General features: G+C 74.7%; 14 protein-coding genes and 1 riboswitch. Of the genes, 7 read left to right on the top strand and 7 right to left on the bottom strand.

Annotated features, from left to right (window positions below; all coding sequences use genetic code 11):
• Window positions 1–14: 14 nt before the first annotated feature.
• Complete coding sequence (locus ACT3SP_RS06205; RefSeq protein WP_444586388.1) at window positions 15–1379, top strand: hypothetical protein; 1365 nt, start codon at window positions 15–17, stop codon at window positions 1377–1379.
• Here ACT3SP_RS06205 and ACT3SP_RS06200 read toward each other — a convergent pair.
• Both ACT3SP_RS06200 and ACT3SP_RS06195 read right to left on the bottom strand, forming a co-directional pair.
• Complete coding sequence (locus ACT3SP_RS06200) at window positions 1376–3208, bottom strand: ABC transporter ATP-binding protein (RefSeq protein ID WP_444586387.1); 1833 nt, start codon at window positions 3206–3208, stop codon at window positions 1376–1378. The two genes, ACT3SP_RS06205 and ACT3SP_RS06200, sit on opposite strands and share 4 nt — an antisense overlap.
• Window positions 3205–5010 (bottom strand): ABC transporter transmembrane domain-containing protein, encoded by a 1806-nt coding sequence (locus tag ACT3SP_RS06195; protein WP_444586386.1) that lies wholly within the window; start codon window positions 5008–5010, stop codon window positions 3205–3207. The genes ACT3SP_RS06200 and ACT3SP_RS06195 overlap by 4 nt, the downstream gene beginning before the upstream one ends.
• A gap of 158 nt (window positions 5011–5168) precedes the next feature.
• Between ACT3SP_RS06195 and ACT3SP_RS06190 the strand changes: the two genes are divergently transcribed.
• Genes ACT3SP_RS06190 through ACT3SP_RS06165 form a run of 6 tightly spaced genes read left to right on the top strand, consistent with a single transcriptional unit; the run spans window position 5169 to window position 10003 of the window.
• Complete coding sequence (locus tag ACT3SP_RS06190; protein ID WP_444586385.1) at window positions 5169–5789, top strand: mycothiol-dependent nitroreductase Rv2466c family protein; 621 nt, start codon at window positions 5169–5171, stop codon at window positions 5787–5789.
• A 48-nt stretch (window positions 5790–5837) separates the two neighbouring features.
• Window positions 5838–6359, top strand: a complete 522-nt coding sequence (locus ACT3SP_RS06185) for a ribose-5-phosphate isomerase (protein ID WP_444586384.1) — start codon at window positions 5838–5840, stop codon at window positions 6357–6359.
• A complete protein-coding gene (locus ACT3SP_RS06180) occupies window positions 6359–7441 on the top strand; it encodes an Fpg/Nei family DNA glycosylase (RefSeq protein WP_444586383.1) in 1083 nt (360 codons plus the stop codon). Before ACT3SP_RS06185 ends, ACT3SP_RS06180 begins: the two co-directional genes overlap by 1 nt.
• A gap of 4 nt (window positions 7442–7445) precedes the next feature.
• Entirely contained in the window at window positions 7446–8384 is a 939-nt protein-coding gene (locus ACT3SP_RS06175) for a phosphotransferase family protein (protein WP_444586382.1), read from the top strand.
• Window positions 8377–9471 carry an alpha/beta fold hydrolase gene (locus ACT3SP_RS06170; RefSeq protein ID WP_444586381.1) on the top strand — a complete coding sequence of 365 codons (1095 nt, stop codon included), beginning with the start codon at window positions 8377–8379 and terminating at the stop codon, window positions 9469–9471. The genes ACT3SP_RS06175 and ACT3SP_RS06170 overlap by 8 nt, the downstream gene beginning before the upstream one ends.
• A 10-nt stretch (window positions 9472–9481) precedes the next feature.
• Complete coding sequence (locus ACT3SP_RS06165; protein WP_444586380.1) at window positions 9482–10003, top strand: GNAT family N-acetyltransferase; 522 nt, start codon at window positions 9482–9484, stop codon at window positions 10001–10003.
• On the opposite strand, the gene ACT3SP_RS06160 is transcribed toward ACT3SP_RS06165, so the two are convergent.
• The 5 genes from ACT3SP_RS06160 to ACT3SP_RS06140 form a co-directional block, all read right to left on the bottom strand.
• Window positions 9994–10422, bottom strand: coding sequence for an ankyrin repeat domain-containing protein (locus tag ACT3SP_RS06160; protein ID WP_444586379.1), 429 nt, complete (start codon window positions 10420–10422; stop codon window positions 9994–9996). The genes ACT3SP_RS06165 and ACT3SP_RS06160 overlap by 10 nt on opposite strands.
• Window positions 10423–10481: 59 nt before the next feature.
• Window positions 10482–12521: an ATP-binding cassette domain-containing protein gene (locus ACT3SP_RS06155; RefSeq protein WP_444586451.1), complete on the bottom strand. Its 2040-nt coding sequence runs from the start codon at window positions 12519–12521 to the stop codon at window positions 10482–10484.
• 98 nt (window positions 12522–12619) lie between these two features.
• The gene (locus ACT3SP_RS06150; protein ID WP_444586378.1) at window positions 12620–13201 is read right to left on the bottom strand and encodes an ECF transporter S component; all 582 of its coding nucleotides are present in this window, start codon (window positions 13199–13201) and stop codon (window positions 12620–12622) included.
• Window positions 13202–13247: 46 nt separating this feature from the next.
• A riboswitch (TPP riboswitch) is annotated at window positions 13248–13354 on the bottom strand.
• Window positions 13355–13400: 46 nt separating this feature from the next.
• Entirely contained in the window at window positions 13401–13967 is a 567-nt protein-coding gene (locus ACT3SP_RS06145; protein WP_444586377.1) for a hypothetical protein, read from the bottom strand.
• Entirely contained in the window at window positions 13964–15988 is a 2025-nt protein-coding gene (locus ACT3SP_RS06140; protein WP_444586376.1) for a M13 family metallopeptidase, read from the bottom strand. Before ACT3SP_RS06140 ends, ACT3SP_RS06145 begins: the two co-directional genes overlap by 4 nt.
• Between the last annotated feature and the right edge of the window lie 42 nt (window positions 15989–16030).

Genomic DNA, 16030 nt, shown 5'->3' with positions numbered 1-16030 from the left:
CCCCAGGAGCGCGCATGACCCGCACGGTGCGAGACCGCGGAGCGCACGGCTCGCCTCCCGCGGCGCCCGTGGTCCCGCCCGTCGTCCCGCCCGTGCTCTCGCTCGTGGTCGTGCTCCTGGTCGCGCTCGCGGCATGGGGGACGGCGCCGGTCGCGCACGCCGATCCGGGCGAGGAGCCCTCCGTCCCGGAGCACGCCTACCGGGCCACGGGGCCGGAGGTCACGGGAGGCGCCTCCCAGGCCCAGGCGCCCCTCGTCCTCCCCGGCATCCACCGCGACACCTTCGCCCAGGGGGCCAGGAGCGAGGACCAGACCCTCGGGACCGTGAAGTACTACCGGATCGCGGTCGGGAACGGGCAGCGGGTGCACGCCGCCGCGACCGTCGCCGCCCCGCCCTACCCCGACGGCGTGCCGCCGGAGCCCGAGGACCTGCGGCTGAGCATCACCTTCGTCACCGCGGCCGGGGACGAGTGCGAGGACCGCGGCACCGACGACGTCGGGGAGTGGCAGTCCGGCGACGGGCCGATCACCTCGACCGCCGTGTCAGGGACCATGAGCTGGGACGGATGCGCGGGCGACGAGCTGTTCCTGGTGGTCGGCCGCGCCGGGACCCGGCTCGCCGACGCGCCGCTCCCCGTCGAGCTGCAGGTCGCGATCGAGCCGGCCGGGATCGGGGGCGGATCGCCCGCGGTGACCGAGGCGGTCGAGGACGACGGCGCGGCCCCTGTCGCGCCCGAGCACGACGAGCCGTTCGAGGCGGGACGCTCCTTCGCGACGGCACCCGAGGTCGAGCCCGGCTCCGTGGTGCTCGAGCTGGTGCCCGGGGAGGTCGCGGCCGTGCGGATCGAGGTGAGGGAGGGCCAGCGGCTGCGCTGGAGGGTCGAGGAGACCTCGACGCACGAGGACGCGGGCGAGCTCTCGCTGCGCGTCGCCGACGCCGTGCGCGGACAGGTGACCGTGGGCGGGGGCAGCTGGCGGATGAACGGCAGCGACCGGGTGGCCGGGGGCGGCATGACCGCGCCCGTGGACCGCGGCAACCGCAGCTCGGACCTCGACTCCGTCGCGAGCGCCTGGCTGCCGGGCACCCACACCGTCACCGTCCAGCGGCTGCAGCGGGACAGGGCCTCGGAGACCGCGGGCGACGCCCCCGTCACCGTGGTGCTCACCCTCGAGCTCGACGGGGAGATCGCCGAGGACGATCCCGAGGGGACGGTGCTCGAGCTCGGCGAGACGGGCGTGGACCGCGGCCTCCTCGCGTCCCTCGGCATCGGCACCTCGGCGGGGCGCCTGGTGATGCTGGCGGGTGCCGGGGCGCTGACCCTGGCGGGCCTGGTCACCGGCGCCGCCGGCGTCCTCGTCCTCCGCCTCCGCCGCCGCTAGCCGGTCCACGCCTCCCAGAGGTGGGCGTAGGTGCCGCCGAGGGCGACCAGCTCGTCGTGCGTCCCCTGCTCGACCACGGCGCCGTCGGCCATCACCAGGATCCGGTCGGCGACCATCGCCTGCGAGAGACGGTGGGCGACCACGATCGTGGTGCGGCCGCGAGCCACCTCGAGCGCGGCCCGCTCGAGCACCCGGGCGCCGGAGGAGCCCTCGTCGGCGGTGGCCTCGTCGAGGATCAGGACCGCGGGATCCTGCAGCGCGATCCGGGCCAGCGCCAGCTGCTGGGACTGCTCGGCCGTGAGCCGTGCGCCCTTCTCGCCCACCTCGGTGTCCAGGCCGTGGGGGAGGCGCTCGACCCACGCGAGGGCGTCGACCCGGCACAGCGCCGCCCGCAGCTCCTCGTCGTCCGCCTGCGGCGCCGCCAGCTGCAGATCCTCCCGCAGGGTGCCGCGGAAGACGTGCACGTCCTGGCTGACGATCGAGGCGTGCGCGCGCACCGCCTCGAGATCGGCGGCGGCGAGGTCCGCACCGCCGTGCAGCACCCGGCCGTGACGCGGCACCAGGGTGCCGGCCATGATCGCGGCCAGGGTCGACTTGCCCGCTCCCGAGGCACCCACCAGCGACACCACCTCGCCCGGCGCGATCTCGAGATCGATCGGACGCAGCACGATCCGCTCCTGGCCGTCCGCGTCCTCGCCATAGGCGTGGGAGACCTGCTCGATCCGGATCGAGGCGTCCGCGGGGCGCTCGGTGCCGGGCGAGACGGCGGGATCGATCGAGGAGATCACACCGACCATCCGGGCGAGGCTCGCGAGCGCCGACTGCACCTCGTCGAGGTTGAAGATCACGGCCATCATCGGCCAGAACAGGGTCACCAGGTAGACGGCCGCGGCGGTGACCAGACCGACCGGGGCACCGCCCACCTGCACCATCACGAAGCCGAGCACCAGGACCATCGCGAGCGCCAGGTTCTCCGGCAGGTTCAGCCCGATCACCAGGCGGCTGACCAGGTACATCACCCGCATGTTCAGCAGGGCGGCGGTCTCCGAGAGCACCCCCACGTGGCGGGTCTCGCGGCGTTCGATCCCATAGGCGTGCACGGTGGGGATGCCGTGGATCGCCGAGAGCAGACCCTGTGCGCGCGCGCCCATCGCGATCCGCTCCCGGCGGTAGATGGGGCCGGTGCGCCGCAGGTACCAGACGGCCGCGAGCACGTACATCGGCACGATGATCACGACCATCAGCAGCAGCCAGGGCGAGAGCGTCGCCATGCCGATCAGGGTGATGAGGACCAGGAAGCCCAGCTGGATCAGGTTCGGCACCAGGTTGTTCACGGCGCGGGCGGCGACGTCCACGTCGTCGGCGACGCGCGAGAGGGCGTCGCCGATGCCGGTGCGCTCCATGGTCTGCGTGGGCAGGTCCAGCGCCCGGTCGATCACGTCCTCGCGCATCCCGGCGAGGATCCGCTGCCCGAGCGCCGAGATCATCCACCAGCCCAGCGCCATCAGCAGCGCCTGGACGACGCCGACACCCAGGATCTGGGCGCCGAGCACCCAGACCTGCGAGGTCGGTCCGCCGTCCGCGACCACGTCCACCGCGGAGCCGATCAGGCGCGGCAGCACGGCCGCGGCGACGGCGCCGCCGGTCGTCGTCACCAGGGTCAGCAGGGACCAGGCCCAGTGCTCCCGCAGACGGGCCCCCATGAACCGCAGGGAGGTGCGGGCATCGGCGATCGGCAGCACCTGCGCGTGCTCGGCGAGCTGACGGCGCGCGGTCGCGTCGTCGCCGAGGACCTCGGAGAGCGGCCGCTTCCAGTCGATGTCGCTCATCGCCGCACCACCTCCTGGTACTCCTCGATGCTCATCAGCTCGGTGTGCGTGCCCTCGGACCGGACCTGGCCGTCGTGCATGAAGACCACCCTGTCGGCGGCCTGCAGCAGCGCCGGTGCCCGGGTGACCAGGAGGGTCGCCCGGTCGGTGCGGCGCCGCGCGGCGACCAGGGCCTCGGCGATGTTCTGCTCGGTCACCGCGTCCACCGCGGTGGTCGGGTCGTGCAGCACCAGCACGGGGGCGTCCGCGGCCACGGCACGGGCCAGGGCGATGCGCTGGCGCTGCCCGCCCGAGAGGTTCGCGCCGCGGTCCAGGATCCGGGTGTCGTAGCCCTCGGGCAGGATCCGCAGCAGGTCCTCGGCCCCCGCGGCGTGCAGTGCCCGATCGGCCCAGTCGGCATCCGCCCGGTCGTCGCCGCCCTCGGGGGCGCGGGTCGCGAGCTGCTCGCGCAGGGTGCCGTCGAAGAGATCCACCACATGCGGTTCGACGAGCAGATCGGCGCGCAGACCGAGCCGCTCCTGCGGGGTCACCGGCGTCCCGCCCACGCGCGCGCCGGCGTCGACCCTTCCGCTGACCGCGTCGACGACCTCGTCCGCGTCGCGGACGTCGGTGCACGCGAGCGCCACGACCTCCCCGTCGGCCACCGACAGCTGCGGCAGGTGCAGGCCGCCCGCGGCGCCCCGACGGCCCGACGCGCCCCGGCCGCCTCCGCCGGGACGTCCGCCCGTCTCTGCGGAGGCACCGTTGCCGCGCTCGTCGCGGCGGCTCGAGAGGACGTCCAGGCGCAGCTCGGGGTCGTCGACCGTGCGGCCCAGGTCGGTGTACAGGTCGCGGACCCGACGCGCGGAGGTGGACAGGCTCGCCCACCACACCGGCGCCCCGGACAGGCCCTGCAGCATGCCCATCACGTACCGGGCCACGCCCACCACGGCGATCAGCACGCCGATCGAGAGCGCGCCGTCGAGGGTGCGCAGAGCGGCCAGGACCACCACGGCGGCCAGCATCGTGCCGGTGACCAGGGTGGTCAGCCCGGAGGAGATGCCCGAGTAGCGGGCGTTGACCAGCGCCGCGTCCAGGGCGATGCGGGAGCGCCGGCGGTAGGTGGTCCGGGCCCGGCTCTGCACGCCCAAGCCCTGCAGGACGCGCAGTCCGTGCACCAGATCGGTGGCGGTCGCGGCGGCCTCGGCGGCCTGCGACTGCTGGTCGTCGTAACGGGCCGAGAGGGTCGGGGTGATCACCCGGATCACGAGCACCATGACCGCGATCCCGAGGAGCATCGCGAGCCCCAGCCACAGGTCCATCGCCGCCAGGTAGCCGGCGGCCGCGAGCACCGCGATGCCCGAGGGCACGACCCAGGGGAGCAGGTCCATCACGTCGGAGGCCTTGTCGGCGTCCGAGGTCGCGATCGAGAGCACCTCACCGGCCGGGCGCTGGACCGAGCGGGAGCGCGGATCGAGCACCGCGCCGGTCAGCCCCACGCGCAGCCGGTGCCGCTCGTACATGCAGGCCTTCTGCGACTGCACGAAGGTCCACGCCCACAGCAGCACGCCGAGCACCCGCATCGCGATCAGGCCCAGGGCGCCGAGCACGGTCAGGCGCAGGTCGCCGGCGAGGATCCCGTGATCGATGATCAGCCCGAGCACGATCGGCATCAGCAGCTCGACGCCCTCGGAGAGGGTCGCCAGCGGCAGCACCACCGCGAGCATCCGTCGGTGTCCCCGGACGATCGAGCGCATCACCCCGGGCGCGGAGGCCGAGGGCGCCGGGGGAGCAGCGGGAGTCGCGGAGCGGGAGTCGAGCACTCGACCGATCCAACCCGTCCGCACAGCGCAGCGCAATGTTTTTTGGTGCCACGGGGGTGTCGCCCCGGTCACCCCCGCGCTCGATCGGTGGGCGGTCCCGCGCGGGGCGGCCGCCGATGACAGAATGGCGGCATCACCCGTCGACCCGAGGAGATCCCATGAGTGAGCCCACCGTCGAGCTGTTCGTCGATCCTGCCTGCCCCTTCGCCTGGATGACCAGCCGCTGGCTGGGCCACGCCGCGGAGGTCCGCGAGATCACGCCCCGCTTCTCGGTGATGTCGCTCGCGGTCCTCAACGAGGGCCGGGACCTGGACCCCGACTACCGTCGCTCTCTCGACGACGCCTGGGGCGCCGCCCGTCTCTCGGTCGCGATCCTCGAGGCCGAGGGCGAGGACGCGTTCTCCCGCTGGTACACCGCCTGGGGCGAGCGCTACCACGTCGGCGACGACAAGGGCGACCGCCGCCGGGTCGCCGAGCAGGCCCTGGCCGATGCCGAGCTGCCGGCCGGGCTGATCGAGTCCTACGACCACGTCCCCGGCGACGCGGTCGACACCGCCCTGCGCGCCTCCCACGAGCGGGCCATCTCCCTGGTGGGCGACGAGGTCGGCACCCCCGTGATCTCCTTCGGCGAGGGAATCGCCTACTTCGGTCCCGTCATCTCGCCCGCTCCCCGCGGCGAGGAGGCCGGGAAGCTGCTGGACGCTCTGCGGACCCTCTCCACCGTCGAGGGCTTCTACGAGGTCAAGCGCTCCCGCACCGGCGGCGTCGACCTCCGCTGAGCCCGCTGCGCCCCGGCCACCGTCCCCCACCCAGAGAGATCCCCTGACATGCGCGTCCACATCGGCACCGACCACGCCGGCTTCGAGCTCAAGAACCGTCTGGTGACGGTGCTCCGGAACAAGGGGCACGAGGTCACCGACCACGGCGCCCACGAGTACGACGCCATCGACGACTATCCGCCGTTCTGCACCGACGTCGGCGAAGCCGTCGTCGCGGACCGCGCGTCGCTGGGCATCGTGATCGGCGGCTCCGGCAACGGCGAGCAGATCGCGGCGAACAAGGTCGCCGGCGTGCGCGCGGCGCTGGTGTGGAACGAGGACACCGCGCGCCTGGCCCGCGAGCACAACGACGCGAACATCATCTCCGTCGGCGCCCGTCAGCACTCCGAGGAGGAGCTCGAGGCGCTGATCGACCTGTTCCTCGCCGAGCCCTTCTCCGGCGAGGAGCGCCACCAGCGCCGGATCGACCTGGTGGGCCGGTACGAGCGCACCGGCGGCTACGAGGAGCCTGCGGACGCTGCGGGCTCTGCGGACTCTGCGACGGGCGTCCCCGCCTCCGACGACCGGTAATGCCCGAGGGGCACACCGTCCACCGCCTCGCCGCGGCCTTCGACAGGGCCTTCGGCGGGCAGCGCGTGCGCACCTCGAGCCCGCAGGGCCGGTTCTCCGAGGCAGCGCAGCTGGACGGCATGGTCCTGCTCGGCGCCGAGGCCGTCGGCAAGCACCTGTTCCTGTCCGTCGCTCCCGCGAGGGACGTCGACCGCGGCTCCTCGGCCGTGCGCTTCGTGCACGTGCATCTGGGGCTGTACGGCTCCTGGACCTTCGCGGGGGATCCGGGATTCTCCGACGCGCACGCGATCGGTGCGCCGAGGCTGCGCATCGGGGAGCAGGAGGAGGGGCTCGACGCCGACGGATCGGGCGCTGCGGACGCGGTGGGCACCGCCGACTGGCGCCGCCTGGTGCCGCGGCCCACGGTGCGCCTGCGCATCGCCGGCCACCGCGGGATCGCGGACCTCACCGGCCCCACCGCCTGCGAGGTGCTCGACGCGGACGGGCGGCGGGCGGTCCTGGACCGCCTGGGCCCGGACCCGCTGCGCCCCGACCCCGACGGCCGGGAGCGGCGACGCTTCGTCGAGGCGGTGCGCCGCTCCCGCACCACCATCGGTGCGCTGCTGATGAACCAGAAGGTCGTCGCGGGGATCGGGAACATCTACCGGGCCGAGCTGCTGTTCCGCGCCCGGCTGGACCCCTCCGTGCCGGGCCGGGACCTCTCGGCCGGGATGTGCGAGGGGATGTGGGAGGACCTGGTCGCGCTGATGGCCTACGGCGCCCGCACCGGCAGGATCGTCACCACCCAGCCCGAGCACCGCGCGATCGAGGCCCGCCTCGTCGAGCGCTCCCGCGGCACCCGTCAGAACGGTGACGAGGACCCGTCCGTGGTGCCCCGCGAGGAGTCGTTCTACGTCTACCACCGCCAGACCCTGCCCTGCCGGCTGTGCGGCACCGTCGTGTGCAGCGCGGACCTCGCCGGGCGCACCGTGTTCTGGTGCCCGCGCTGCCAGAGCGTCCGCAGCCGCCGCGCGGCGTGGACCCGCGAGCATCCGGCCGCTCCCTGGGCGCTCGAGCCCGGCCCCCGCGCAGCGGCGGTCTGAGCGCATGCGCACCGCCCCGGGGACCCCGACCGCCGCCCAGGTCCTGGAGGCGGTGCGCCGGACCTGGCTGCGGGAGGCGGAGCAGGCGATCCACCTGCCGCTCGGCTTCGGCGCGCACCACTGGCGGATCGACGACGCCGACCGGCCGGTGCTGTTCGCGACGCTCGATCAGCCCTCGCCCACCCGCTCGGCCGAGAGCTTCGCACGGGCCTACCTCGCGGCGCGCGAGCTCCGGGCCGCAGGGGTCCCCGGTGTCCTCTCCCCGTGCGCCGACGACGAGGGGCGCGTGACGATCCGGCTCGGCGACGCCCTGCTGAGCGTGACCCCCTGGCGGGAAGGGCGCACGCCGTCCGCGTCCGAGGCCGCGCGCGGCGAGCACCTCGATCGGGTGCGTGCCCTGCTCGACGCTCTGCACGCGGCCCGCGCGCCGGAGGTGCTCCGGCCGTGGGCGCCGCGCGTCGGTCCTGAGCTCCCGGACCGGCTCGAGGTGCGCACGGGGACGGCCTGGACCGCGGGACCGCTGGGGGAGGAGGCCCGCGCGCTGCTCCGCTCCGCGGCGCCGCGGATCCGGGAGGTCGATCGTCGCTACCGGGAGCTCGTCGCTCTCGAGAGCATCCGCGCCCATCGCCGGGTCCCCACCCATGGGGAGCCCCATCACGCCAACCAGATGCTCGCCGAGGACGGCGAGCTGCTCCTCGTGGACTGGGAGACGCTCGCCGCGGCCCCCGCCGAGCGCGATCTCTCCGCCCTGCCCGCGCACGTCCAGCTCTCGTGCGGCGCGGATCCCGCGATGATCGAGCTGTTCGAGCTCGAGTGGATGCTCAGCGAGGTGGAGGAGTACATGCGCTGGTTCCACGCCCCGCACACCGGCACCGAGGACGACGAGATCGCTCTGCAGGGGCTGCGCGAGCAGCTCACCGAGGAGGATGGGGCCCATGAGTGAGTCGATCCCGTCCCCGGCCCCGGTCCCGTCCCCGGCCCCGACCCCGACCCCGACCCCGACCCTGGCCCCGCCGCCGACGACGGCCGAGGGGGTCCTCGAGGTCCCCGACGGGCACGCGATCCACTGGGACGAGGCCGGCGCCCCGGGCGGCGTGCCCACCCTCTACCTCCACGGCGGACCGGGCGGCCGGCTCACTCCCGGCCATCGCCGGAACGCGCCCGCGGACCGTGCCCGCATCATCGGCCTGTCCCAGCGCGGCGCCGGACGCTCGCGGCCGTCCGCGGGCCTCCCCGGCCCCGTCGACCTCTCCGCGCAGACCACCGCGCACCTGATCGCCGACCTCGAGGCCCTGCGCGAGCACCTCGGCGTCGAGGCCTGGATCGTGCAGGGCGTCTCGTGGGGCAGCACCCTCGCGCTCGCCTACGCGCAGGCCCATCCCGAGCGGGTCCTCGGCGTCGTGCTCTTCGCCGTCACCTCCACGTCCCGGCGCGAGGTCGACTGGATCACCGAGGGCGTCGGCGCCCTGTACCCCGAGGCCTGGGACGAGTTCGCCGCCTTCGCCGAGGCCCGCGGCGGCTTCGACCGCCGCGACCGCTCGCCGCAGCGCCTGCGCCTGGTCGAGGCCTATCGGCGGATGGTCACCGGCGAGGACCCCGAGCTCGTCGACGACGCCGTGCGCGCCTGGATGCGCTGGGAGGACGCGCACATCGCGATCGGCGCCGGCGGACCGGCCCGGGCGCATGCGGTGCCCGAGGACGCGGAGGTCGACGCGCACGCGCGGGGCTTCGTCCGACTCGCCACCCATTACTGGGCGCACGACGGCTTCGTCGCCGACTGGGCGGTGCCCTGGGGCGCCGCGCCCGGCAGCGGTCTGCTGGGCGGCATGGCCCGCCTGCACGACGTCCCGGGCGTGCTGATCCACGGCCGGCGCGACGTCTCCGGCCCCGCGCTCACCGCCTGGGAGCTGCACCGCGCCTGGCCCGGCAGCGAGCTGATCATGGTCGAGGAGGAGGGACACGGCGGCCCGGTGATGGCCGGGCACTGGCGCGAGGCCGTCACCGCGATGGTCGGGGCCCGGCGGCAGTAGTCTTCTGCCCATGCCCGATCCTTCCTCCGCCCGTCTCGTGCTGCGCCAGGGCCTGCTCACCGACCTCGACCCGCGCACGGTGTACCTGCTCGCGATGCTCCGTCAGGACGTGTTCACCCTCGAGCAGCGCGCCACCGACGCCGACCTCGACGGTCGCGAGCTCGACCCCACCACCACCGTGATGTGGCTCGAGGCACCGGGCCCGCTCGCCGAGCGGGCCCGTCTCGCCGGCGAGCCCGTCGCGCACCTGCGCCTCTTCGAGGAGGCCGACGGCACGGTGCGGATCGGTCGGGTCGCCGTGCGCTCCGATCGTCGACGTGAGGGCGCGGGGCGCCGGCTCATGCTCGCCGCGCTCGCGCACGCCCAGGAGCTCTCCCCGGGGGCGGAGGTGCACATCGATGCGCAGGCGTATCTCGAGCCGTGGTACGCCTCGATGGGCTTCGAGACCGTCAGCGAGGTGTTCTGGGAGGCCGGCATCGAGCACGTGGCGATGGTGCTGCGACCGTCCCGCGCCCGAGCGGCTCAGGCCTGACGCGCCTCGATCAGCGCGAGGATCTCCGCACGCTCGAAGTAGCGCGCGGTCTCCCGGGCGCTCGGCGCGCCGAGGTCCGGGTCCGCCCCGGCCTCCAGCAGCACGGAGGCGACGTCGGCGAAGCCCTTGAAGGCGACGCCGGCGAGCGGGGTCTGCCCGCGATCGTTCATGAGGTCGACGTCGGCGCCGCGAGCGGCGAGCTCGCGCACCAGGTCGGCGTGGCCGTGGTAGGCGGCGAGCATGAGCGGGGAGCTGCCTGCCCCGTCGCGCAGGTTCGCCGGGGCGCCCTGGTCCAGCAGCGGCAGCAGCGCGGCGGCGTCGCCCTGGCGGGCGGCGTCCAGCATCGAGCCGGCGAGGGCGAGGACGGCCTCGTCCTCGGAGGCGTCGGAGGGCTCTGTGGGGTCAGCGGTGTCGTTCACCGGGCCAGGATACGAGACCCGGGCCGGGCGCTCGTGCCGCAGCGCTCGTGCCACAGCGCTCATGCCACGGCGAGCCCGGCGAGCGCGGGCCAGAGGAGCAGGACCAGCGCGATCCCCAGCCCCCACAGGTCCGCCCGGCGGAACCGGCTGGGCTCGGCCCAGGTGCGTCCCGCGGCGGTCGCGAAGCCGCGCGAGTCCATGGCGAGCGCCTGCTGCTCCGCACCGCGCAGGGTGTCCACCAGCAGGGCGAGGGTGGCGCCGGCGAGCAGGCGCGGGGAGCGGGCGGTGCCCAGGCCGCGACGGATCCGGGTGCGCAGGATCGTCTCCCATTGACGGCCCAGGTGACCCACCCGCACCAGCGCCACCACGGAGGCGGCGACCGGGCGCGCCGGCAGCCGCAGTCGCTGCCCGAGGGCGTCCCCGAGCGGCGTCGCCTCGACGCTGCCGAGCGCGAGCACCCCCGGGGCGACGAACGCGGTGATGCGGGAGGCCTCCTTGAGCCCCACCAGCCAGGCCTCGCCGGAGAGGGAGGGCGCGTCGCCGAGCAGGGCGGTGGTCCAGGCCAGTCCCGCGGCGGAGAGCAGGATCGGCACCAGGCGCAGCAGCGCGCCGCGCGGCGTGCGCACCGCGAGCGGGGCCAGCAGCAGCGTCGGCGCCAGCGCGAGCAGTCCGCCCTGCCAGGACTCGACGGCGAAGGAGCCGATCGCGGCGAGGATCCCGATCAGGCAGCGGGTCAGCGGGTTCAGGGCGTCGGCGGGGATCCTGCGACGTGGCGGGGGAGGAGGGCCGGCGGGGTCCGGGGCCGGCAGCTCGGTGCGGTGGTCGGCGATCCCGATCAGCTCGGGATCATGGGTGGCGACGAGGACCGCGCAGCCGCGGGAGGACGCCTCGGCGAGCAGGTCGACCACCGCGCCGCGGCGGCGGGCGTCCAGGCCGACGGTGGGCTCGTCCAGGACCAGCAGCGCGGGGGACTGGGCCAGGGCCGCGGCGATCGCGAGCCGACGCTGCTCCCCGCCCGAGAGGCGGTGCGGAGGTGCGCCGCGCAGGGCCGCGAGACCGGCCCGCTCGAGCAGCTCCTCCGCGAGTCGGGGATCCTCGGCCCACGGGGAGGCGAGCATCTCCTCGCCCGCGGTCCCGGCGACGAAGGAGTGCTCGGGGTCCTGGGGGACGAACGCGATCCGAGCGGGCTCCGGCCGGGTGACGGTGCCGGTGGCCGGCTCGCCCGGGTCGAGCAGGGTGCGCAGCAGCGTCGTCTTCCCGGCGCCGCTGGGGCCGGTGAGCACGGTGAGCCGCCCGGTCCGCGCCTCGAGGTCCAGGGGCTCGCGCAGCCCGCGTCCCGGCACGGTGACGCCCTCGAGGGAGGCGAGGACCGGGGCCCCCGCCGCCCGTCCCCGCTCCGGTCCCGCCGTCGGCGGCCCCGCGCCCAGCGGCCCCGCACCCCGAGGCCCAGCCCCCAGCACCCCCGCCTGCCGCAGCAGCGTCTCCTGCTCGTGCAGGACGGTCCCCGGCGCGCCGTCGGCGAGCACCTCCGCCTGCGCGCCGAGCACCACCAGCCGGTCCATGTGGGGGATCCAGGGCTCCAGGCGGTGCTCGGCGACCACCAGGGTGGAGCCCGACCGAGCGCAGGCGGACAGCACCGCCTCGCGCACCAGCGCGGCGGTGTCGGCATCGAGCATGCTGGTGGGCTCGTCGAGCAGCAGCAGCTCGGGGTCCAGGGCGAGCGCGCCGGCCAGCGCGACTCGCTGCTGCTGGCCCCCGGAGGCGTCCAGCGGTGCGCGGGAGGGATCGATCCGCACCTGCGCCGCGTCGAGGGCCGCCTCCGCCCGGGCGCGGATCTCGGGGCGCTCCAGGCCGGCGTTCTCGGGTCCGAAGGCGGTGTCCCTCGCGATGGTCGCGGCGACCAGGGCGTGCGCGGGGTTCTGCAGCAGCAGTCCGCGCTCGCCGGGCCGCTGCGGCGGCGGGAGCAGGCCCGCGCCCTCGCCGTCCTCCTCGTCGAGCAGGCCGGCCAGGGCGCGCAGCACGGTCGACTTGCCGCTGCCGCTGGCCCCGGCGAGCAGCACCCGCTGGCCGTGCGGGATCTCGAGGTCGAGGCCCGCGATGGTCGGCTCGCGGCGCGAGAGGGGGCGCCACCGCAGGCCGTCCAGGCGCAGACCCGCGGCGGTCGGGGCGCTCGGCGGGGTGATCCTCTTCCCTCCGCTCAGACGGCCGCGGCCCGGGAGTGCTCCCGGCCGGCGGCGAGGGAGTCCACCGCCCCGGTGGCGACCAGGGCGCGGGTGGCCGCCCAGCCCAGCACGCCGCACAGCAGCACCCCGGAGAGCACGAAGAAGCCGAGCATGGCGCCGGAGAAGGCCCAGCTCATCTCCTGGTAGTAGGCGAACTTCTCCCAGCCCCATTCGAGCAGCGCGGCGAGCACGCCGCCCAGCACGGCCACCGGCAGGGTGAAGCGGCGGTAGCGGGTGAGCAGGAAGGCGAGCTCCACGCCGCCGCCCTGCATCAGCCCGGAGATCGCGGTGCCCCAGCCCCACTGGCTGCCCAGCAGCATCGAGAGCACCGCGGCGATCATCTCCGCGAGCAGGGCGGCGCCGGGCTTGCGCACGATGAGGGCGGCGAGCATCGCCGGCAGGAACCAGATCCCTGCCAGCAGCCCCTCGGCGGGCTTGAAGGCCGCGGTGAGCGGGCCGATCAGCGTGTACAGCTGGCCGTAGCCCAGGAACGCGACGCCGAAGGCCGCTCCGATCAGGACGGTCACCAGCAGGTCCACGGTGCGATAGCGGGTCATCACTTCTCCTCCCATGAGTGGAAGGGGCGTGCGCCACCGGTGGTGCCGCGCGGATATCCCGACTCCCTACGCCGGTGCGAGCCGGATCAGGTTCGAGGGTCTGCGCTCGTGTGCGCACTCTCAGCACCCGGAGGTGCTCCCCTGTCAGTGGATGACGATCGCCCAGTCTAGCGTGCCCGGACGAGGGACGGCGCCGCGCTCAGCGGCGCGCCCGGATCGCCTGGTCCACCGCCTCCGCGGTCGCCTGCGGATCCTCGGGGGAGAGGATGTAGTGCGGGGCGTCGCGGCCGATGATCTCGACCAGCGTACCGGGGCGGGTGACCAGCATCCGGTAGGGCTGCTGGGTCCCGGCGACGGTGAAGATCTTCCGGCGGCCGACGGGGGTGAGCTCCTCGGGCCGCGACGTGATCGCCTTCCCTCGCCGCCAGCCGTAGCCGCCGAGGGTCACGCCCACCGTCGAGGACGGCATCTCGCGCAGCTGCACGGTGCGGAAGTTCTCGACCGGCCACGGCCGGCGCGGCAGGAATCCGCCGAGGCTCACCGTGATCCCGTGCTCGTCGACGATGAAGCGGGTGGCCTGGCCCATCCAGGTCCACAGCGACAGGGCGAGGAAGAGCACCACCACCAGCAGCACCACCGGCGTCGAGGAGCGCTGGGCCATGAGCACGGCGAGCACCGCGCCGCACAGGAGCGTCACCCCGATGCGGGTCCAGCCGACGGAGGTGGGCCGGGTGCGGCCCACGTAGAACGGCGGGTCCGGTCTCACCAGATCGCCACCCGCTCCTCGGGGGCGCGGTACATGGCATCGCCCTCGGTCACGTCGAAGGCGGTGTGGAACTCCTCGAGGTGGCCCACCACGGAGTTGCAGCGGAACTCCATCGGGGCGTGGGGGTCCACGGCCAGGCGTCGGATCGCCTCCTGGGTGCGGTTCCGGCCCCGCCACACGGTCGCCCAGGACCAGAAGACGCGCTGCAGGCCGTCGAGGCCGTCGAGCTCGGCGGCGACCTCCTCGGCGTCCCTGCGGGACAGATACGCCTTGACCGCGATCGAGAGCCCGCCCAGGTCGCCGATGTTCTCGCCGATGGTCAGAGCCCCGTTGACGCGATGAGTGTCGTCGAGCTCGCGCGGGGACAGCTCGGAGTACTGGGCGATGAGCTGCGCCGCCCGGCCGTCGAAGGCCTCCCGGTCCTCCGGCGTCCACCAGGAGATCAGGTTGCCGTCGCCGTCGTACTTGGAGCCCTGGTCGTCGAAGCCGTGCCCCACCTCGTGGCCGATGACGGCGCCGATCCCGCCGAAGTTCACGGCGTCGTCCGCCTCGGCGTCGAAGAACGGGGGCTGCAGGATCGCGGCCGGGAAGACGATCTCGTTGCGGCCAGGGTTGTAGTAGGCGTTGACCGTCTGCGGGGTCATGTGCCACTCGGTCTCGTCGATCGGGCCGCCCACCTTCGCGTACTCGTAGGCCGCGTCGAAGCGGCGCGAGGCGCGGGCGGTGGCGACGAGGTCGCCGGGCACGATCTCCAGTCCGTCGTACTCCCGCCACTTCTCGGGGTAGCCGATCTTCGGGGTGAACCTCGCGAGCTTCGCGAGCGCCTTCTGCCGGGTGGCCGGGGTCATCCAGGGCAGCGTCTCGATGGAGTCGCGGTAGGCGTCCAGCAGGGCGTCGACCAGTTCGGTCATCCGCTCCTTGTGGGCGGCGGGGAAGTGGCGGGAGACGTACTCCCGGCCGACGGCGAAGCCGACGACGCCCTCGACGAAGGCGACGGCGCGCTTCCAGCGCTCCCGCAGCTGCTCGGCGCCGGAGAGGATCCGGCCGGAGAAGGCGAAGTCCTCCTCGACCAGGGCGGCGGGGCCGTAGGGGGCGTAGGCGGCGACCGCGTGCACGGCCAGCCAGCTGCGCAGCACGTCGAGGTCCTCGCCGGCCAGCAGCTCGGCGGCCGCGGAGACGAACTCGGGCTGGCCCACCGAGACGACCTCGAAGGCGGCGCTGGGCGCCTCGGTGCCCTCGACGAAGGCCTCCCAGGGGAAGGACGGGGCGAGCTCGCGGCGCTGGGCGGCGTCCATCGGGTTGGAGGACTTCTCACGGTCGCGCAGGCGGACCACGTCCACGTGGCAGGCGGCCAGACGGGTCTCGAAGACCATCACGGCGCCGGCGAGGTCCTCCGGGGACCCGGCGACCAGGCCCTCGCGGCCGGGCAGCTCGGCGAGGCGGGCGAGGTTCGCCAGGTGCGCCGTGTAGGCCTCGCGGATCTCGGCGTAGCGGTCCTCGCGGTAGTAGGACTCGTCGGGCAGGCCCAGCCCGCCCTGGTGGATCTTGACCTGGTAGCTCGTGGAGTCGTGGTCATCGGTCCACACGTAGGACAGCAGCGCGGAGGCCCCGGAGTCGGGGGCGGCCATGGTGCGCGTGATCGCCTCGAGATCGGCGGCGGCGGTGATGGTGCCCAGCAGGTCCTCGAGGACCCCGAGCCCCGCCCGCTCGATCGCGTCGGTGTCCATGAACATCCGGTACAGCGCGCCCACCCGGGCGTGGTCGCTGGTGGGGACCTGCTCCCCGGCGGGGTCGGCGCGCTCGACGTCGGCCGCGGCCTCCTCGACGATCTCGCGCACCTGGTCCTCCGAGAGGTCGCGCAGGGCGTGGAAGGCACCGTCGCTCGAGCGGTCCGCGGGCATCTCGTGCTCGCGCAGCCAGCGCCCGTTGACGTGTCCGAAGAGGTCGTCCTGGATCCGGACGGCGTCGTCGACCTGGTCGAGGGAGAGGCCCGAACGGCGGGCGGCGGGGGCAGTGGTCATCATCGGCTCCTGCGGTGAGGTGGGGTGGTCGAGGGCGGCGTC

Source organism: Brachybacterium sp. AOP43-C2-M15 (genome assembly GCF_052446295.1).
In the GTDB taxonomy this organism is placed as follows: Bacteria; Actinomycetota; Actinomycetes; order Actinomycetales; family Dermabacteraceae; genus Brachybacterium.
Note: the sequence above shows the minus strand (reverse complement) of the source record. Positions and strands in the feature narration are given on the sequence as shown.